Raw genomic sequence first — 20,028 nt, forward strand, 5'->3', positions numbered from 1 at the left:
CCCGTAACACCACCCGCCACCCCGCAAGACCCCCGAGGCCCGGTGCCCCTGGGAAGGGGGACCGGGCCTCGGGGGTCTTGCGGGGTGGCGGGTGGTGTTACGGGGTGCCGCCCAGGCGCTTCAGCGCCGCGCTCAGGTTGGTCAGGTCGTTCTGCTGCGTGTTCTTCATGACCTGCGCGACCGCCAGCACGTCGTCGTCACGCCCCTGCTCGAGGATGCCGTCGATCATGTGCACGCCGCCGATGTGGTGGCGGATCATCATCTGCAGGAAGAGCACGTCGAACTCGCGGCCGCTCGCGGCGCGCAGCTTCGCCATCTCCTCCGGCGTGGCCATGCCCGGCATCAGGCCGTCCTTGATCAGCCCGCCGCCGTCCTTCATCCACGCCATCGGCGCCTGCCCGCCGGTCGGGTCCAGCTTCCAGGACCGCAGCCAGGTCTGCATGGTGCCGATCTCGCCCTGCTGGCCGGTGGCGATGTCCACGCCGACCTGGCGTACCTCAGGGTCCCGCCCCTGGTTGAACGCGAGCAGCCCCATGGCCACGGCCTGGTTGTGGTGGGCGGTCATGTCCCGGGCGAACCCGGCCTCCGCCGAGTTCTCACCCGGCCGGGTGAGCGTGGGGGTGAGCAGACCGCCGGCGTACCCGAGGAGCAGCCCGACCACGAGGGCGGCGACCACCGCCGGCAGGCCGTAACGGCGCATCGCGCCCCGGCCGCCCTGGTCGGCGGCCGGAGCCTCGTCCAGTTCGCTGTCGGTGGTCACCGGAGCGGTCATCGCGGCGTCGTCCTTACTGGGTGGGCTGCTGGGGCATGGTGTTCTGCAGGTTGTCGCGCGGAGCGGTGCCGGTGGCCGTGACGCCCTGGTCGCAGAGCGCGTTCGGGCCCTCGATGGAGGCGTTCACCCGCAGCGTCTTGATGAAGTCGTCGATGCGGCCGTCGTCGGCGTTGTCGACCTTGAGCTGGTAGCCCCAGGCCTGCAGCGAGATCGGCTTGTCCAGCCCCTCGAACGGGCTGAGCATCAGCTTCTCCTTGCCCTGCACCTTGCTCTTGAGCTTCTCCACCTGGTCGGCGGGCAGGTCCGGGCGGTAGGTGATCCACACCGTGCCGTGCTCCAGGCTGTGCACCGCGTGCTCGTTGGCGATCGGGGCGTCGTAGACGTCACCCATGCAGTTCTGCCAGGCCTGGTTGTGCGGGCCGCCGACCGGCGGGAGGACGTCGTACTTGATCGCGCCGGGCTGGTGGTTGCCGCCCTTGACCAGGTCCTTGTCCTTCTCGCGGTAGTCGACGATGCCGTTGATCGCCTGGGCCCGCTTCTCCCACGGCTGGCCGCCCTGGTAGACCGCCCAGGCGCCGACGCCGATGATGCCCACGGCCAGCACGCCGACCGCGACGAACAGGGCGATCGGGCCCCACGAGCGACCCTGGCTCACCTTCACCGGGGCGATCGGCTTGCGGCCCTTGCCGCCGGCACCGGGCCGTGGCGTGCCCTTGCCGCCCCCGGCCTTGCCCGCGCCGGCCTTCGCGGCTGGCTTGTCGGCAGCCGCGGGCCGGCCGGCGGCCGGCTTCTTGCCGGTGCTGACCACGGTGGGACGGCGCTCCGGGCCGCCCGGGGTGCTGATGCTCATCGTGCCTCGTCAGGTCGGTCGGTCAGGGGGACCGCGGGGCCGGTTCACATGCTGGGTCGCCGCCGCGGTGCCCGAGTCTACCCCCGATAACATGGATCAGTGACTCCCGCAGAACTCGCCGAGGTCGTCCTCGCCGCAGCCCACGCCGTCTTCGACGAGCGCGGGCTGGACCGCGCCGCGCTGCCCGCGCAGACCACCGTCGAGCGACCCCGTAACCCGGATCACGGCGACTACGCCTCGACGCTGGCGCTCCAGCTCAGCAAGAAGGTGGGCGTACCCCCGCGGGAACTGGCGACCGCGCTGGCCGACGAGCTGGCCAAGGCGCCGGGGGTCAAGTCGGTGGAGATCGCCGGGCCGGGCTTCCTGAACGTCCGCCTCGACGCGGCCGCCGCCGGTCAGCTCGCCAAGCTCATCGTCGAGGCCGGCCCGGCGTACGGGAGCAGCGACACCCTCGCCGGGCAGCGGATCAACCTGGAGTTCGTCTCGGCGAACCCGACCGGCCCGGTGCACATCGGCGGGGTCCGCTGGGCGGCCGTCGGTGACGCGCTCAGCCGACTGCTGCGCGCCACCGGCGCCGACGTCGGCACCGAGTACTACTTCAACGACGCCGGCTCCCAGATCGACCGGTTCGCCCGCTCGCTGCTGGCCGCCGCGCAGGGCCAGCCCGCGCCGGAGGACGGCTACGGCGGCGCGTACATCGCGGAGATCGCCGCCGAGGTGGTCCGCCGCCGGCCGGACGTGCTCGACCTCACCCCGGACGCCGCCGAGGAGGTCTTCCGGACCGAGGGCGTCCAGCTCATGTTCGCCGAGATCAAGTCCTCGCTGCGCGACTTCGGTGTGGAGTTCGACACCTACTTCAACGAGAAGGACCTGCACGACCAGGGCGCGCTGGACGCGGCGCTGGCCCGGCTGCGGGAGCAGGGGCACGTCTTCGAGTCCGAGGGCGCGACCTGGCTGCGCACCACCGAGTTCGGTGACGACAAGGACCGGGTGCTGCGCAAGTCCAACGGCGAGTGGACGTACTTCGCCGCCGACTGCGCCTACTACCTGAACAAGCGGGAGCGCGGCTTCGACCGGGTCGTGATCATGCTGGGCGCCGACCACCACGGCTACATCGGCCGGATGAAGGCGATGTCGGCCTGCTTCGGCGACGACCCGGCGCGCAACCTGGAGATCCTCATCGGCCAGCTGGTCAACCTGGTCCGCGATGGCGCCCCGGTGCGGATGAGCAAGCGGGCCGGCACCGTGGTCACGCTGGAGGACCTGGTCGACGCGATCGGCGTGGACGCGGCCCGGTACGCGCTGGCCCGCTACTCGGCCGACTCGCCCATCGACATCGACGTGGAGCTGTGGACCCGGGCCAAGAACGACAACCCGGTCTACTACGTCCAGTACGTCGCGGCGCGTACCGCCGGGGTGGCCCGCAACGCGGCCGAGATCGGGCTGACCCGGGGTGACGCCGCCGCGTTCCAGCCCGAGCTGCTCGGCCACGACAAGGAGAACGAGCTGCTCAAGGCGCTCGCCGAGTTCCCCGCGGTGGTGGCCACCGCCGCCGAGCTGCGGGAGCCGCACCGGGTGGCGCGCTACCTGGAGGAGAGCGTCGCGCAGGCGTACCACCGGTTCTACGACAACTGCCGGATCGCCCCGCAGGGCGACGAGAAGATCACCGACACCCACCGGGCGCGGCTCTGGCTCAACGACGCGACCCGGGTGGTCATCGCCAACGGCCTGCGCCTGCTCGGGGTGTCCGCGCCGGAGCGGATGTAGTCATGCGGGCGCATGAGGCAGGAGCGCTGCACGGCGAGATCGGCAGCCGGGGGCCGGCCTGGCTGCGTACCCCGGTCGACGTCAACGCCCTGGTGCCGCAGCTGTGGCCGCGCAACGTGGTGCGCGGCCCGGCCGGCGCGCTGACCGTCGCGGGCCTGGACGTCCGCGACCTGGCCGCCGAGTACGGCACCCCGGCGTACGTGCTGGACGAGGACGACCTGCGCGAGCGCTGCCGCGAGTTCCGCGCGGCCTTCCCGGACGCGGACGTCTACTACGCCGGCAAGGCCTTCCTGTGCCGCTCGGTGGTCCGGATGATCGCCGAGGAGGGCCTGTTCCTCGATGTCTGCACCGGCGGTGAGCTGGCCACCGCGCTGTCGGCCGGGATGCCGGCGGAGCGGATCGGCTTCCACGGCAACAACAAGTCGGTCGCCGAGCTGACCCGGGCGGTCGACGCCGGGGTGGGGCGGATCATCGTCGACTCGTTCACCGAGATCGACCGGCTCTCCGAGCTGGCCCGCGAGCGCGGGGTACGCCCGAAGGTGCTGGTCCGGGTCACCGTCGGCGTGGAGGCGCACACCCACGAGTTCATCGCCACCGCGCACGAGGACCAGAAGTTCGGCTTCTCGCTCGCCGGTGGCGCCGCCGCGGCGGCCGCGTTCAAGATCCTCGACGAGGACGTGCTGGAGCTGCGCGGCCTGCACTCGCACATCGGCTCGCAGATCTTCGACGCCAGCGGCTTCGAGGTGTCCGCCCGCCGGGTGCTCGCGCTCCAGTCGCAGATCCGCGACGCCCGCGGCGTGGAGCTGCCCGAGCTGGACCTGGGCGGCGGCTTCGGCATCGCGTACACCACCCAGGACGACCCGGCGTCGCCGCACGAGCTGGCGAAGCGCCTGCGCAAGATCGTCGACGGGGAGTGCGCGGCGGAGAACCTCGCCGTGCCGCACCTGTCGGTCGAGCCGGGCCGCGCGATCGTCGGCCCGGCCGTGTTCACGCTCTACCAGGCCGGGACCGTGAAGGACGTGGACGGCCTGCGCACCTACGTGAGCGTGGACGGGGGGATGAGCGACAACATCCGTACCGCGCTCTACGACGCCTCGTACTCGGCCACGATGGCGAACCGCACGTCGACGGCGCAGCCGATGCTCGCCCGCGTGGTGGGAAAGCATTGTGAGTCCGGGGACATCGTGGTGAAGGATGAATTTCTGCCCGCCGACGTGCAGCCCGGAGATCTTGTTGCGGTGCCCGGCACCGGGGCGTACTGCCGGAGCATGGCCAGCAACTACAACCATGTCCCGCGGCCCCCGGTCGTCGCCGTCCGTGACGGTCGGGCGCGGCTGATCGTCCGCCGGGAGACCGAAGACGACCTGCTGGCATTGGATGTGGGATGACCTCACCGGTTCGCTTGGCGCTGCTCGGCTGTGGCACGGTCGGTAGCGACGTGGTCCGACTGCTGCACGAGCAGTCGGCCGACCTCGCCGCCCGGATCGGCGCCCCGCTGGAGATCGCCGGGATCGCCGTACGCCGGCTCGGCCGTGACCGCGGCGACCTGCCGGTCGACCCGGCGCTGTTCACCACCGACGCGCTCGGGCTGATCAAACGCGACGACGTGGACGTGGTGGTCGAGGTGGTCGGCGGCATCGAGCCGGCCCGCGGCTGGCTCGTCGAGGCGCTGCGCGCGGGCAAGAGCGTGGTCACCGCCAACAAGGCGCTGCTCGCCGAGGACGGCGCGACGCTGCACGACGCCGCCGCCGAGGGCGGCGCCGACCTCTACTACGAGGCGAGCGTCGCCGGGGCGATCCCGCTGCTGCGCCCGCTGCGCGAGTCGCTGCACGGTGACCGGATCACCCGGGTCACCGGCATCGTGAACGGCACCACCAACTTCATCCTCTCCGCCATGGACGCCACCGGCGCCGGCTTCGCCGAGGCGCTGGAGGAGGCCACCGAGCTGGGGTACGCCGAGGCGGACCCGACGGCCGACGTGGAGGGCTTCGACGCCGCCGCCAAGGCCGCCATCCTCGCCTCGCTGGCGTTCCACACCCGGGTGACCGCCGCCGACGTGCACCGCGAGGGCATCACCGAGGTGACCGCCGCCGACGTGGCCAGCGCCAAGGCCATGGGCTGCACGATCAAGCTGCTCTGCATCGCCGCCCGGGGCGTCGACCCGGAGGGCCGGGAGACGGTGAACGTCCGGGTGCACCCGGCGATGATCCCGCTGACCCACCCGCTCGCCAGCGTCGGCGACGCGTTCAACGCGGTGTTCGTCGAGGCCGACGCGGCCGGGCAGCTCATGTTCTACGGCCGGGGCGCCGGTGGCGCGCCCACCGCCAGCGCGGTGCTCGGCGACGTGGTGGCGGTGGCCCGCAACCGTCTCGCCGGGGTACGCGCGGCGAGCGAGTCGGCGTACGCCGACCTGTCGGTGCGGCCGATGGGCGAGGCGCTCACCCGCTACCACATCAGCCTCGACGTGGCCGACCGCCCGGGTGTGCTGGCCGGGGTGGCGGGGGTCTTCGCCCGGCACGAGGTGTCCATCGCCACGGTGCGGCAGGGCCCGGCCGGCGGCGACGCGGAACTGGTTATCGTCACCCACGTCGCGCCCGACGCCGCGCTCGCGGCCACCGTCCGTGAGCTGCGCGGACTGGACATCGTCCGCTCGGTGACGAGCGTGCTGCGGGTGGAGGGCGGCGCGTAACCGGCGCGTCCCGCCTGATGGTTAAGGCAGGGTGTGCCGGTGGCCGGCCGGGCAGGCTGGTCCACGCTGTTGGCAGGCCCCGGAGCGGGGCGACAGAGGCGAGGAGCGCGACATGTGGCGGGGACTGATCGAGGCGTACCGGGACCGGCTGCCGGTCACCGACGCGACTCCCGTCGTCACCCTGCACGAGGGCAACACGCCGCTGCTGCCGGCGCCGGTGCTCTCCGCCCGGGTCGGCGCGGACGTCTGGCTCAAGGTCGAAGGGGCCAACCCGACCGGCTCGTTCAAGGACCGGGGCATGACGGTCGCCGTCTCCAAGGCCGTCGAGGCCGGTGACAAGGCGATCATCTGCGCGTCCACCGGCAACACCAGCGCCTCCGCCGCCGCGTACGCGGCCCGCGCCGGGATCACCTGCGCAGTGCTGGTGCCGCAGGGCAAGATCGCGCTGGGCAAGCTGGCCCAGGCGCTCGTGCACGGCGCGAAGCTGCTCCAGGTGCAGGGCAACTTCGACGACTGCCTCGGGCTGGCCGGCAAGCTCGCCCAGGACTACCCGGTCGCGCTGGTCAACTCCGTCAACATCGACCGGCTGCACGGCCAGAAGACCGCCGCCTTCGAGATCGTCGAGGCGCTCGGCGACGCGCCCGACATCCACTGCCTGCCGGTCGGCAACGCCGGCAACATCACCGCGTACTGGATGGGCTACTCCGAGGACCTGCGCGACGGCAACGCCACGAAGGCCCCCCGGATGTACGGCTTCCAGGCCGCCGGCGCGGCCCCCATCGTCACCGGCCAGGTGGTGCCGGAGCCGTCCACGATCGCCACCGCCATCCGGATCGGCAACCCGGCGAGCTGGACCAAGGCCCTCGACGCGCGGGACGCCTCCGGCGGCCTGATCTCCGCCGTCACCGACCGGGAGATCCTGTCGGCGTACCGGCTGCTGGCCCGCGAGGTGGGCGTCTTCGTGGAGCTGGGCAGCGCGGCCAGCGTCGCCGGTCTGCTCCAGCAGGCCGCCGCCGGCAAGGTGCCGGCCGGGTCGCGGGTGGTCTGCACGGTCACCGGGCACGGTCTGAAGGACCCGGAGTGGGCCATCTCGACCGCGCCCGCGCCGGTGACGATCGCCAACGACGCGCTGGCCGCCGCGCGCTCCCTCGACCTGGTCTGATCCCTCCGTCTCCCGCGTCGTTCCCGGACCGGCCGGCGCCCTCCGCGCTCGACCCATGCCAGTTCGGGGAGGTGGCGGTATCCCCGTCCTTGATCGACACCAGCTCGGGGACGTGGCGGTATCCCCGCTCTTGATCGACACCAGCTCGGGGAGGTGGCGGGATCGGAGGGGGTGGGTTGCAACCACCTCGGCGAAGTGGAGTCGATCAAGGCGGGCGCGGGCGACCCTCAAGCACGGCGATGTCATCGGCTGGGGCGGATGCCGGGAGTGTCGGGCCGTGCGGCAGACTCAGGGCCCCGCAAACCCCCTCTTCAGGAGTGAGTAACGCCGATGTCGCTGCTCGCCAGATTCAGTCTCGCCAACCGGGGCCTGATCGCCCTCGTCGCGTTGGTGACGACGGCGTTCGGGCTGTTCGCCGTGCCGTCGCTGAAGCAGCAGCTCCTGCCGTCGCTGGAGTTTCCCGCCGCGTTCATCGTGGCGACGTACCCGGGTGCCGCGCCGGAGATCGTCGAAGCCCAGGTCGCCGAGCCGATCGAGAACAGCCTCAAGGGCATACCGGGCCTGGACACGGTCACCTCGACCTCGCGCGAGGGCTCGGCCACGGTCCAGGTGCAGTACGAGTTCGGCACCGACCTGGACGACGTGGTCAACAAGATGGAGACCGCGCTCAACCGGATCGACGCCCAGTTGCCCGAGGGCGTCGACCCGCAGGTGATCGCCGGCAGCACCGACGACCTGCCCGCCGTGGTGGTCGCCGCGACCGGTGACGGCGACGAGCGGGCGCTGGCCGAGAAGCTGCGTACCGCCGTCGTGCCGGAGCTGGAGGCGCTGGACGGCGTCCGGTCGGTGGACGTCACCGGCGCCCGGGACCAGATCGTGACGATCACGCCGGACCCGGCGAAGCTCGCCGCCGCCCGGGTGGCGCCGACCGCCATCGCGTCGGCGCTCAAGAGCAACGGTGTGGCGGTGCCGGCGGGCGCGCTCGCCGACGGCGACCGGTCGCTGCCGGTGCAGGTGGGCACGCCGATCCGGACGCTCGACGACCTGCGCGGCATCGTGCTCACCACGGCGCCCGCCGCCCCGGTACGCCTCGTCGACGTCGCAGCGGTGGAGCAGCAGCTCGCCCCGGCGACCTCGTTGACCCGTACCAACGGCAAGCCCAGCCTGGGCATCGCGGTGACGGCCGCTCCGGACGGCAACGCGGTGGAGATCTCGCACGAGATCCGGGACCGGCTGGACGAGCTGGGTGACGCCGCGGGCGCCGAGCTGACAGTGGTCTTCGACCAGGCCCCGTTCGTCGAGAAGTCCATCGAGAGCCTGACCACCGAGGGCCTGCTGGGCCTGGTCATGGCGGTCGTGGTGATCCTGGTGTTCCTGCTGTCGGTGCGTTCCACGGTGGTCACCGCGGTGTCCATCCCGCTGTCGGTGCTGGTCGCGCTGATCGTGCTCTGGTCCGGCGACTACTCGCTCAACCTGCTCACCCTGGGCGCGCTGACCATCGCGGTGGGCCGGGTGGTGGACGACTCCATCGTGGTGCTGGAGAACATCAAACGGCACCTGGAGTACGGCGAGCCGAAGCGGGACGCGATTCTCACCGCGGTCCGCGAGGTGGCCGGCGCGGTGACCGCGTCCACGCTCACCACTGTCGCCGTGTTCGCGCCGATCGCCCTGGTGGGCGGCTTCGTCGGGCAGCTCTTCGCCCCGTTCGCGATCACCGTGACGGTGGCGCTGCTCGCCTCGCTGCTGGTGTCGCTCACTGTCATCCCGGTGCTGGCGTACTGGTTCCTGCGGCCGCGCGGCGGCGCCGACGACGCCGCGGCCCGGCGGGAGGCCGAGGAGAAGGAGCTGCGCAACCCGCTGCAGCGGGCGTACCTGCCGGTGATCGACTTCGCCACCCGCTCCCGGAAGACCCGGTGGGCGACCGTCGGCCTGGGCCTGCTGGTGCTCCTGGGCACGTTCGGGCTGGCACAGAAGCTGGAGACGAACTTCCTGGACGACTCGGGCCAGGACACGCTCGCCATCCGGCAGGAGATGCCGGCCGGCACCTCGCTCGCCGGCACCGACCGGGCCGCCGCGCGGATCGAGGAGGTGCTGCGGCGTACCCCCGGGGTGGAGACCTACCAGGTCAGCGCCGGTGGTGGCGACAACCCGTTCGCCGGCGGCGGCAGCGACCGGGCCACCTGGTCGCTGTCGCTCTCCGACGACACCGACGCCGCGACGGTACGCCAGGGCCTGCGCAAGGAGTTCGACGCGCTCGGCCCGGAGGTGGGCGAGCTGACGTTCGGCGGCGGGCAGAACGCCTCGGCCAACCAGGTCGAGGTGGTGGTGCAGGCCGCCGACCAGGAGACGCTGACCCGTGCGGCCGAGGCGGTACGTGCCGCGATGGCCGACACGCCGGGCGTGGAGGACGTCACCAGCAGCCTGGCCACGCGGGTGCCCCGCGTCGAGGTGACTGTGGACCGGGTCGCCGCGGCCCCGGCCGGGCTCACCGAGGCGGCCGTCGGGCAGCTCGTCGCGCAGGTGTACCGGGGTGCGCCGCTGGGCCAGGTCACGCTCGACGGTACGGCCCAGACCGTGGTCCTGAGCAGCGGTGCCCGGCCGCCGCTGACCGTGGCGGAGCTGCGGGCGCTGCCGGTCGGCGCGGTGCCACTGGACGCGATCGCGGACGTCAACCAGGTCGAGGGTCCGCAGCAGGTGACCCGGATCGACGGCGAGCGCAGCGTCTCGGTCACCGGCACGGCGACCGGCTCGAACCTCGGCGCCACCACGCAGGAGCTGCAGAAGCGGCTGGACGCGCTGGACGTGCCGGGCGCCACGTACGAGATCGGCGGCGTCAGCGCCGACCAGGCGGACGCGTTCGCGGACCTCGGGCTCGCGGTGCTGGCCGCCATCGCGATCGTCTTCCTGATCATGGTGGCCACGTTCCGCAGCCTCACCCAGGCGCTGATCCTGCTGATCTCGGTGCCGTTCGCGGCGACCGGGGCGATCGGGCTGCTGCTGGTCACCGGGACGCCGCTGGGCGTGCCGGCGCTGATCGGCGTGCTCATGCTCGTCGGCATCGTGGTGACGAACGCGATCGTGCTGCTGGATCTGATCAACCAGTACCGGGCGCAGGGCATGGACGTGACCGAGGCCGTGGTGGAGGGCGGCCGGCGCCGGCTGCGGCCGATCCTGATGACAGCCGTCGCGACGATCTTCGCGTTGCTGCCGATGGCGCTCGGCCTGACCGGTGAGGGCGGCTTCATCTCCAAGCCGCTGGCGATCGTGGTGATCGGCGGCCTGCTCAGCTCGACGTTGTTGACGCTGGTGCTGGTGCCGACGCTCTACACGATGGTGGAGCACACCAAGGGCTCGTTCCGGGCCCGCCGCCGGGGCGCGGCGGTGCCGGTCGAGCCGGAGCCGGCGGCCGATCCGGTGCCGGTGCCGGTCGGCGGCGGCGAGGAGCGCGTCGAGGAGCGGGCTCAGGTCGCGCCGCCACCGGCCCGCCCGTCGGGCGCGCTGATCGACGGTACGGACCAGTTCGAGGTGCTCCGCCTGCCCAAGAGCCGCCGTTCCCCGCTTCCCCCCACCGAGTGACGGGTCGGGAGGGGCCCGCGCGGCCCCTCCCGACACCTCGACGCACGGGACACACCAGAAGCGCATCCGGCGGTACGCTCGGTGAGCTGATGCCTACTTTCGGTGCGGGGGCGCGATGGGGGTCGCGGGCCGGTGGAATCGACGTACCGTGCTGCGCCGGTCCGCGCTGCTGTTGGGCGGCGCCGCGCTCGGCTCCGCCGCCACCGTGGAGAGCACCTGGGTGGCCGACCGCCGCCTCCCGCTGGCGGGCGGCCCGGCCAGCGCCACGCTCGGCAACCGCCACCAGGACGTCGGTCGCGGCGGGGTCCAGGTCGTCTGGGGCGTACGCACCGACGAACCCCTGGTGGCGCTCACCTTCGACGACGGCCCCCGCCCACAGTGGACCCCGATGGTGCTGGACACGCTGGCCGAGCACCGGGTGCCGGCCACCTTCTTCCTGGTCGGTGAGCGGGCGCGCCGGCACGCCCCGCTGGTCCGGGACCGGATGGACGGCCACGAGGTCGGCAACCACAGCTGGGCGCACCGCGACCTGGCCCGGATGGACGCCGCGACGGTCTACGACGACCTGCGCCGCAGCCACGACGCGATCACCGCGGCCACCGGATCGTCCCCGCGACTGCTCCGCCCGCCCTGGGGACATCTGGGCGGCGCGGTGCTGTACGCCTCGGCCCGGCTGGACTACCGGCTGGTGCTGTGGACGCTGCAGATGGTCGAGAGCGAGTTCCCGCACGACCCGGCCGGGCACGCCCGGCGGATCGTGGCCGACGTGCGCCCCGGCACGATCGTGCTCGGGCACGACGTGGGCGACGACCGGCGGCTGGTCGCGCTCCGCGGCCTGCCCGACATGATCGACGGGTTGCGGGCCCGGGGATACACCTTCGTCACGGTCTCCGACCTGCTGCGCCGAGCTGCCGGTGGGGGAGCGGCCCGATAGGGTGCCCGCGTGTCGCCCACCCTCTCCGTCCTCGTCCGCAACCGCGACTTCCGCCATCTGTTCATCGCCGAGCTGGTCGTGTTCGGCGCGGACTGGTTCGTCATGGTGCCGCTGCTGGTGCTGCTGCCGGAGCTGACCGGCAGCGGGGTGTGGGGCGCGCTGGTGCTGGCCGTGGACACCGGCACCACCGCGTTGCTGCTGCCGTACGCCGGGACCGTGGCCGACCGGTTCGACCGCCGCAAGGTGATGATGGCGGCGAACATCGCGGCCCTGGCCGGTGTCCTGCTGCTGCTCGGTGTGCGCGGCGCCGGCACGGCCTGGCTGGCGCTGGCGGCGATCGCGCTGGTGGCGGTGGCGAAGGCCTTCTACTCGCCGGCCGCCCAGGCCGCGCTGCCCAACGTGGTCGACCCGGCGGACCTGGCGGCGGCGAACGCGGTCGCCGGCTCGGCCTGGGGCACCATGACAGTGGTCGGCGCTTCACTCGGCGGCATCCTGAGCGCCGCGTACGGCCCGTACGCCAGCTTCTGGGTGGCCGCCGCGGGCCTGCTCGCCGCGTTCGGCCTGGCCGCGCTGATCCGCCGGCCCCTGCAGGCGCCGCGCGACCCGGCGGCGGCCGTGCCGCGCACGTGGGCGGCGATCCGGGAGGCGCTGCGCTACATCGTCCAGCGCCCGCGCGTGCTCGCGCTGGTCACCGTGAAGTCGGCGGTCGGCCTCGGCAACGGCGTGCTGACCGTCTTCCCGCTGCTCGCCGGCGTGTACGGCGTCGGCCCGGTCGGCGCGGGCCTGCTCTTCGCCGCCCGGGGCGCCGGGGCCCTGGTCGGTCCGATCCTGATGCGCCGGGTGCTCAGCAACCGGGCCTGGCTGCTCACCGGTCTGGCGCTGTCCATGTCGCTGTACGGCCTGGCGTATCTGGGCGCGTCGGTGGTGTCCTGGTTCCCGCTGGTGCTGATCCTGGTCTTCCTGGCCCACCTGGGCGGCGGCAGCAACTGGGTGCTGTCCAACTACGCGTTGCAGGGCGAGGTGCCGGACCGGCTGCGCGGCCGGGTCTTCGCCACCGACATGATGCTGGCCACGCTCGCCATCGCGGTGAGCCAGCTGGTCGTGGCGCTCGTGGTGGACCGGGTGGACGAGCGCACCGTGCTGGTCGGTTGCGGCCTGGCCACCGTCGTCTACGCGCTCGGCTGGCGGTTCGCCACCCGGCGGCTCTCGCTCACCGACCCGGTCGACGCGCCCACCCCGGAGCGCACCGGCTGACACGCCGGTCCCACGCTCCGGGCGGTCCGGCCGGGCTGTCGGGGTGACGTCCTAGCATGAGCCGGTGCCGACGACCTTCCTCCCCGGCCCGGTCCGGGTCCGGGTGCCCGCGACCAGCGCCAACCTGGGCCCCGGCTTCGACGCGCTCGGCCTGGCGCTGGGCCGCCACGACGACGTCACGGCCGAGGTGACCGGCGGCGGCGTGCGGGTGGCGGTCACCGGCGAGGGTGCCGGTGAGCTGCCGGCGGACGAGCGGCACCTGATCGTGACCGCCATGCGGGCCACCTTCGACGTGCTCGGCGCGCAGCCGGCCGGCCTGGCGCTGGAGTGCGAGAACCGCATTCCCCAGGCGCGTGGGCTCGGCTCGTCCTCGGCCGCGATCGTGGCCGGGGTGCTGGCGGCCCGCGCCCTGGTTGCAGACGGCGAGCAGCGGATGGACGACGACGCCGCGCTGCGGTTGGCCGCCGAGTTGGAGGGGCATCCGGACAATGTCGCGCCCTGCCTGCTCGGGGGCTTCACGATCGCCTGGACGGAGCCGGGCGGCGCGCGGGCGGTGTCGCTGCCGGTGGCGCCGGCCGTGCGCCCGACCGTCTTCGTACCCGCCGAGCGGGGCCTGACCTCGGTGGCCCGGGCCGCCCTGCCGGCCACCGTGCCGCACGCCGACGCGGCGCTCAACGCGGGCCGGGCGGCCCTGCTGGTGCACGCGCTGACCACCGATCCGGCGCTGCTGCTGCCGGCCACCGTCGACCGGCTGCACCAGGAGCAGCGGGCGCCCGGGATGCCCGCCACCGCGGCGCTCGTCGGCGCGCTGCGTGCGGCTGGTGTGGCGGCTGTGGTCAGTGGGGCGGGGCCGACGGTGCTGGCGCTTTCCCAGGTCCCGGTGGGATTTGAGCCGGGAACAGATTGGCGCCGGTGGGAGTTGCCGATAGATGTCAGCGGTGCCCGGGTCATCCGGGGTAGACTTTGACACGCCGAGCGGGGCCCTGTTGCCGCAGGTCGGAAGAGTTGATTACGCTCTAGACCTAGCACAGCCGCGAAGCATGCGATCTTCCTGCGGTTCGGCGCACCCCCGAAGCTCTCGGCGGTCAGCCCGTCACCCCTGCCCAAGGCCCACGCCGCACCGCAGTTTCCACAGGTCGCCGCAGGCGGCGAGACCTGCTCACCGATGGTGGTGAGTCGGGAAACCACCGGCTGCTGTGTCACAGACTCCCGCGACGCGTCCATGCGAGGCGGGTGCACCGAGGCCGCCCGGCCACCTGGCTCCACGACTCCGGGCAGCTCCGGCCTATCGAGGGAAGGAATCCATTGAGCGACACCACCGACGTGACGTCGGATGTTTCCAACGTCGCTGGCGATGCCACCACCGCCGCCCCCACGCGCCGCCGCCGGAGCGGCACCGGCCTGTCGGCCATGCTGCTGCCGGAGCTCCAGAGCCTGGCCGCGTCGCTCGGCATCTCTGGTACGGCCCGCATGCGCAAGGGCGAGCTGATCAGTGCCATCACCGAGCGGCAGCAGGGCGGCGCCGCCGCCGGAACCCCTCGACCGCGCGCCGAGGTAGCGGCCGCGGCTGCTGCTCCCGCCCGTGAGGAGGTGCACGCGGAGGTCCGTGAGGAGCGGGCCGAGGCGCGCCCCGCCGAGCAGGCGCCCGCCGCCGAGGCGACCGAGGGCCGTACCCGTGGTCGCCGCAGCCGGACTGCGGCCGCGACCACCGAGGCCCGCCCGGCCGAGACGCCGGCGACCGAGGTGCGGCCGGCCGAGACGCCGCGCGCCGAGGAGGCACCCGCCGAGACCGGCGAGCGGACCGACCGTGCCGAGCGCGGTGAGCGCAACGAGGGCCGGGGCCGTGAGCGCGGCGGCGAGCGTGCCGAGCGCGGCGGCGAGCGTGCCGAGCGTGGCGGCGACCGGGCCGAGCGCGGCGACCGCAACGACCGGGGCGACCGCAACGACCGGGGTGACCGGGCCGAGCGGGGTGACCGTAACGAGCGTGCCGACCGGGGCGAGCGCGCCGAGCGCAACGACCGGGGCGACCGGAACGACCGGGGCGACCGGAACGACCGGGGCGACCGCAACGACCGGGGCGACCGCAACGACCGTGGTCAGCGCGCCGAGCGGGACAACGACGGCGACGACGACGGCGAGGGCGGCGGCCGGCGGGGCCGGCGCAGCCGGTTCCGGGACCGTCGTCGCGGCCGCGGCGAGCGGGGCGAGGGCGACAGCGGTGGCGGCCGCGAGCCGCAGGTCGGCGAGGACGACGTGCTCGTCCCGGTCGCCGGCATCATCGACGTGCTCGACAACTACGCCTTCGTCCGGACCACCGGCTACCTGGCCGGCCCGAACGACGTGTACGTCTCGATGTCCCAGATCAAGAAGTACGGCCTGCGCCGCGGTGACGCGATCACCGGCGCCGTGCGGGCCGCGCGGGACGGCGAGCAGCGGCGCGACAAGTACAACCCGCTGGTCCGGCTGGACACCATCAACGGGATGGAGCCGGACGAGGCGAAGCGCCGGCCGGAGTTCTACAAGCTCACCCCGCTCTACCCGCAGGAGCGCCTGCGGCTGGAGACCGAGCCGCACATCCTCACCACCCGGGTGATCGACCTGGTCATGCCGATCGGCAAGGGCCAGCGGGCGCTCATCGTGTCGCCGCCGAAGGCCGGCAAGACGATGGTGCTGCAGGCGATCGCGAACGCGATCACCCGCAACAACCCGGAGTGCCACCTGATGGTGGTGCTGGTCGACGAGCGGCCCGAAGAGGTCACCGACATGCAGCGCTCGGTGAAGGGCGAGGTCATCGCGGCCACGTTCGACCGTCCGCCGCAGGACCACACCACGGTGGCGGAGCTGGCGATCGAGCGGGCGAAGCGCCTGGTCGAGCTGGGGCACGACGTGGTCGTGCTGCTCGACTCGGTGACCCGGCTCGGCCGGTCGTACAACCTGGCGGCGCCGGCCAGCGGCCGGATCATGTCGGGTGGTATCGACTCCACCGCGCTCTACCCGCCCAAGCGCTTCCTCGGCGCGGCGCGCAACATCGAGAACGGTGGCTCGCTGACCATTCTCGCCACCGCGCTGGTGGAGACCGGGTCCATGGCGGACACGGTCATCTTCGAGGAGTTCAAGGGCACGGGTAACGCCGAGCTGAAGCTGGACCGGAAGATCGCCGACAAGCGTGTCTTCCCGGCGATCGACATCAACCCCTCCGGCACCCGCAAGGAGGAGGTCCTGCTCGCGCCGGAGGAGCTGGCGATCATCCACAAGCTCCGCAAGGTGCTGCACTCGCTGGACTCGCAGGCGGCGCTCGACCTCCTGCTGGACCGGCTCAAGCAGTCCCGCACCAACATCGAGTTCCTGATGCAGATCGCGAAGTCCACTCCGGGCGAGTGAGCTGACGGATCCGACGAACGAGGGGCACGGCCGTACGCGGCCGTGCCCCTCGTCGCGTACCGGGCACCGCCGATGGTGAAGTTTTCCTACGGTTCAGTCGCTAGGTATTGAAACTTCTGTTCATCGTCGGGTTGACTGTCGTCCATGCGAACCCGCAGTCGACCCGCCCGCCTCGCCGGCGTCCTGCTGCTGACGCCGTTGCTGACCATCACCGCGCCGACGCCGTCCGGCGCGACGGCCGCCGGGCCGTCGCCCGTCGCGCCGCCGGCCGCCACCGCCGCCGAGGACGCGCCACGCGCCTCGTCCCGCCCCGACCCCGCCGTCGCGCTCGCCGGTGTGGAGCCGGCCGGCGGCCTGGAGACCGCCAAGAGCACCCGGCCGGTCGCGCCCGGCCTGAGCCTGACCTCCTTCGACAGGTACGACGCGGCCGGCTGGCTGCGCGCCGACGCGCTCACCGCCGACCTGGGCGGCGGGCTGACGGTGGACTACGTGAACTCCGGCGAGGTGACCAAGGACGAGCCGCTGCGCGCCGCGGTGGACCGGTCCCGCGCGGTCGCGGCGGTCAACGGAGACTTCTTCGACATCAACAACTCCGGCGCCGCCCAGGGCGTCGGCATCCGCTCCGGCGAGCTGGTGCAGTCGCCGATCGCCGGGCACCCCAACGCCGTCGGGATCAGCGCCCAGGGCATCGGCCGGGTGGTCGAGGTCGGCTTCGAGGGCGCCGCGACGCTGCCCGCCGGCCCGGTGCCGCTCACCCAGTTCAACAACATGGTGCAGCGCGACGGCGTGGGCGTGTTCACGCCGCTCTGGGGCTCGTACACCCGCAAGCGGGCCGTGGAGGGCGCGGCCCGGACGGTCGAGGTGACGCTGACCGGCGGCCGGGTGGCGAGCGTGGCCACCACGGCGGGCGAGGGGCCGATCCCGGCCGGCAGCACTGTGCTGCTGGGCCGCGAGGCCGGTGCCGACGCGCTCGCCGCGCTGCGGCCCGGCGACGCGGTGGACGTGACCTGGCGGCCGCGGGCCTCCGACGGCGGTGACCTGCGCGCCGCCGTGGGCGGCGGCAACGCGCTGGTCCGCGACGGCGTGGTGCAGGACATCGCCGACGCGTCGCTGGCCCCGCGCACAGCTGTCGGTTTCTCCGCCGACGGACGCAAGATGATCATGATGACGGTGGACGGCCGGCAGGTGGACAGCCGTGGCGTCACGCAGACCGAGATGGGCCGCATGATGGCCGAGCTGGGCGCCGCGAACGCGCTCAACCGGGACGGCGGCGGCTCCTCCACGCTGCTCGCCCGGGAGCCGGGCGCGGCCACGGTCCAGGTGGAGAACAGCCCGTCCGACGGCAGCGAGCGGCCGGTACCGAACGGGCTCGCCGTCTACGCCCCGAAGGGCAGCGGCCGGCTCACCGGCTACTGGCTGGAGACCGCCAGCGACCCGACCGCCGCGCCGGGCGTCGCACCGGTGCGCGGCGGCCGGCCGGACCGGGTCTTCCCCGGCCTCACCCGCCGGCTCACCGCCGCCGGATACGACGAGACGTACGGCCCGGCCGCCGGCGAGCCGCGCTGGCACGCCACCCACGGACGGGTCGACGGCGACGGCGTGTTCCGGGCCGCCGTCCCCGGCCGCAGCACCGTCACCGCCGCCCGCGGCCGGGCCCGCGGCACCATCGAGCTGACGGTGCTCGGCCCGCTGCAGCGGATCGACGGCACCGTCGACCGGGTCGGCCTGGACCGCGCCGGTGACAGCGGCCTGTTCGGCGTGGTCGGCTACGACGCCGAGGGCAACACCGCGCCGATCGAGCCGGCCGACCTGAAGCTGGAGTACGACAGGGACCTGCTCTCCGTCACCCCCACCGCCGACGGCAACCTGTCCGTCAAAGCGCTCGCCGCGACCGGCTCGGCGCTGGTCACCGCACGGGTGGGCAACCACAGCACGGTCCTGCCGGTGACCGTCGGGCTCACCGACGTGCCGGTGGCCGGGTTCGACGACGCGGCGTCCTGGAAGTTCAGCCAGGCCCGCGCCTCCGGGTCGGTCGCACCGGCCGAGGGGCACACCGGGGGCGGGCTGCGGATGTCGTACGACTTCAGCCAGTCCACCGGCACCCGGGCCGCGTACGCCGACCCGCCCGCGTGGATCGACGTACCGGGCCAGCCGCAGGCGTTCGGCATGTGGATCAAGGCCAACGGCGCCGGCGAGTGGCCCAGCCTGCACCTGCACGACGCGCAGGACACCCAGTTCGTGCTGCGCGGCCCGTACCTGGACTGGACCGGCTGGCGCTACGTCGAGTTCGCCGTACCGCCGGGCGTGCAGTACCCGGTGCGGGTGCGCCGGTTCTACGTGGCCGAGACCGACCCGGCCAAGCAGTACCGCAGCGAGGTCGTGATCGACGACCTGGTGGCCCGGGTGCCGCCGGACGTGCAGGCGCCGCCCGAGCCGAACCGCACCGACCGGGTGGTGCTGCGCGACGGCACTGTGGACGGGGCGCCCTGGCGCTTCGCGGTGCTCTCCGACGCCCAGTTCGTCGCCGCGAACCCGGACAGCGACCTGGTCGCCCAGGCCCGCCGTACGCTGCGCGAGGTCCGCGCCGCCCGGCCGGACTTCCTGATCATCAACGGCGACTTCGTGGACACCGCCTACCCGGCGGACTTCGCGCTGGCCAAGCGCATCCTGGACGAGGAGCTGGGCGGCGAGGTGCCGTATCACTACGTGCCCGGCAACCACGAGATCATGGGCGCGCCGATCGACAACTTCCGCAGCGTCTTCGGGGACACCTCGCGCGTCTTCGATCACCGGGGCACCCGGTTCCTCACGCTCAGCACGGCCACCGGCTCGCTGCGCGGCGGCGGGTTCGACCAGGTGGAGCTGCTGCGCCGGACGCTCGACCAGGCCGCCGGCGACCGCTCGGTGGGCTCGGTGGCGGTGCTGTTCCACCACCCGCCGCGCGACCCGAGCCCGGCCAAGGCCAGCCAGCTCGGCGACCGGAAGGAGGCGGCGCTGGTCGAGCAGTGGCTGGCCGACTTCCAGCACCGCACCGGCAAGGGCGCGCTGATGGTCAACGGGCACGTCGGCACGTTCCACGCCGACCGGGTGGACGGCGTGCCGTACGTGATCAACGGCAACTCGGGCAAGGACCCGTCGACCCCGGCCGCGCTCGGCGGGTTCACCGGCTGGACCGAGTTCGGGGTGGACCCGGTGACGCCGGGGGAGGCCGAGCGGGCCCGCCGCGACCCGCTGGCCGAGGGCCCGACGTGGGTGAGCGCGGAGATGCACGCCCACGTCGACCGGCTCGCGCTGACCGCGCCCGCGCAGGTGCGCCAGGGTTCGCCGGTGGACGTCACGGCCACGCTCACCCAGCCCAGCGGCCGGCAGGTGCCGGTGGCGGCGCCGGTCAGCGCCGACTGGTCCGGTTCGCCGAACCTGCACATCGGCGGCGCGACGGGCGTACGGCCGTGGCACGTGGCCCGGTTCGACCCGGCCACCGGCCGGCTGACCGCGCTGCGCCCGGGGGCGCAGGTGCTGCTGGCGGTGACCGTCAACGGCGTGAAGGCCGAGACGACGGTGACCACTGCCGCCGCAGCGGTCCGCGCCCCCGCCGCCTGACCCGGAGGCCGGGGCTCCTCATGGTGGAGGGCGCGCCACGGTC

12 protein-coding genes are annotated in these 20,028 nt (G+C 73.4%); 10 read left to right on the forward strand and 2 right to left on the reverse strand.

Annotation, left to right across the window (positions count from 1 at the left end; translation table 11 throughout):
* Positions 1–97: 97 nt before the first annotated feature.
* Both BAW75_RS31215 and BAW75_RS31220 read right to left on the reverse strand, forming a co-directional pair.
* Positions 98–772, reverse strand: coding sequence for a DUF305 domain-containing protein (locus tag BAW75_RS31215; protein WP_104115917.1), 675 nt, complete (start codon positions 770–772; stop codon positions 98–100).
* A gap of 13 nt (positions 773–785) precedes the next feature.
* On the reverse strand, positions 786–1,622 hold the full coding sequence (locus tag BAW75_RS31220) for a DUF3105 domain-containing protein (protein ID WP_043328620.1): 837 nt from the start codon (positions 1,620–1,622) through the stop codon (positions 786–788).
* A gap of 99 nt (positions 1,623–1,721) precedes the next feature.
* Between BAW75_RS31220 and argS the strand changes: the two genes are divergently transcribed.
* The 10 genes from argS (at position 1,722) to BAW75_RS31270 (ending at position 19,985) form a co-directional block, all read left to right on the forward strand.
* Positions 1,722–3,389 (forward strand): arginine--tRNA ligase, encoded by a 1,668-nt coding sequence (gene argS / locus BAW75_RS31225; RefSeq protein ID WP_043328621.1) that lies wholly within the window; start codon positions 1,722–1,724, stop codon positions 3,387–3,389.
* Positions 3,390–3,391: 2 nt separating this feature from the next.
* A complete protein-coding gene (gene lysA / locus BAW75_RS31230) occupies positions 3,392–4,777 on the forward strand; it encodes a diaminopimelate decarboxylase (protein WP_104115918.1) in 1,386 nt (461 codons plus the stop codon).
* On the forward strand, positions 4,774–6,078 hold the full coding sequence (locus BAW75_RS31235) for a homoserine dehydrogenase (protein ID WP_043328623.1): 1,305 nt from the start codon (positions 4,774–4,776) through the stop codon (positions 6,076–6,078). The genes lysA and BAW75_RS31235 overlap by 4 nt, the downstream gene beginning before the upstream one ends.
* A 112-nt stretch (positions 6,079–6,190) precedes the next feature.
* Positions 6,191–7,240 (forward strand): threonine synthase, encoded by a 1,050-nt coding sequence (gene thrC, locus BAW75_RS31240; RefSeq protein WP_043328624.1) that lies wholly within the window; start codon positions 6,191–6,193, stop codon positions 7,238–7,240.
* A gap of 330 nt (positions 7,241–7,570) precedes the next feature.
* The gene (locus tag BAW75_RS31245) at positions 7,571–10,816 is read left to right on the forward strand and encodes an efflux RND transporter permease subunit (protein ID WP_104115919.1); all 3,246 of its coding nucleotides are present in this window, start codon (positions 7,571–7,573) and stop codon (positions 10,814–10,816) included.
* A gap of 115 nt (positions 10,817–10,931) precedes the next feature.
* The gene (locus BAW75_RS31250) at positions 10,932–11,750 is read left to right on the forward strand and encodes a polysaccharide deacetylase family protein (protein WP_043328627.1); all 819 of its coding nucleotides are present in this window, start codon (positions 10,932–10,934) and stop codon (positions 11,748–11,750) included.
* 9 nt (positions 11,751–11,759) lie between these two features.
* On the forward strand, positions 11,760–13,004 hold the full coding sequence (locus BAW75_RS31255; RefSeq protein ID WP_104115920.1) for an MFS transporter: 1,245 nt from the start codon (positions 11,760–11,762) through the stop codon (positions 13,002–13,004).
* A 64-nt stretch (positions 13,005–13,068) separates the two neighbouring features.
* Positions 13,069–13,971, forward strand: a complete 903-nt coding sequence (thrB, locus tag BAW75_RS31260) for a homoserine kinase (RefSeq protein WP_043328630.1) — start codon at positions 13,069–13,071, stop codon at positions 13,969–13,971.
* A 338-nt stretch (positions 13,972–14,309) separates the two neighbouring features.
* The gene (rho, locus tag BAW75_RS31265) at positions 14,310–16,385 is read left to right on the forward strand and encodes a transcription termination factor Rho (RefSeq protein ID WP_104115921.1); all 2,076 of its coding nucleotides are present in this window, start codon (positions 14,310–14,312) and stop codon (positions 16,383–16,385) included.
* A 144-nt stretch (positions 16,386–16,529) separates the two neighbouring features.
* Positions 16,530–19,985 (forward strand): phosphodiester glycosidase family protein, encoded by a 3,456-nt coding sequence (locus tag BAW75_RS31270; RefSeq protein ID WP_104115922.1) that lies wholly within the window; start codon positions 16,530–16,532, stop codon positions 19,983–19,985.
* Positions 19,986–20,028 lie beyond the last annotated feature (43 nt).

Origin of the sequence: Micromonospora chalcea, assembly GCF_002926165.1 — a bacterium.
GTDB lineage: Bacteria > Actinomycetota > Actinomycetes > Mycobacteriales > Micromonosporaceae > Micromonospora > Micromonospora chalcea.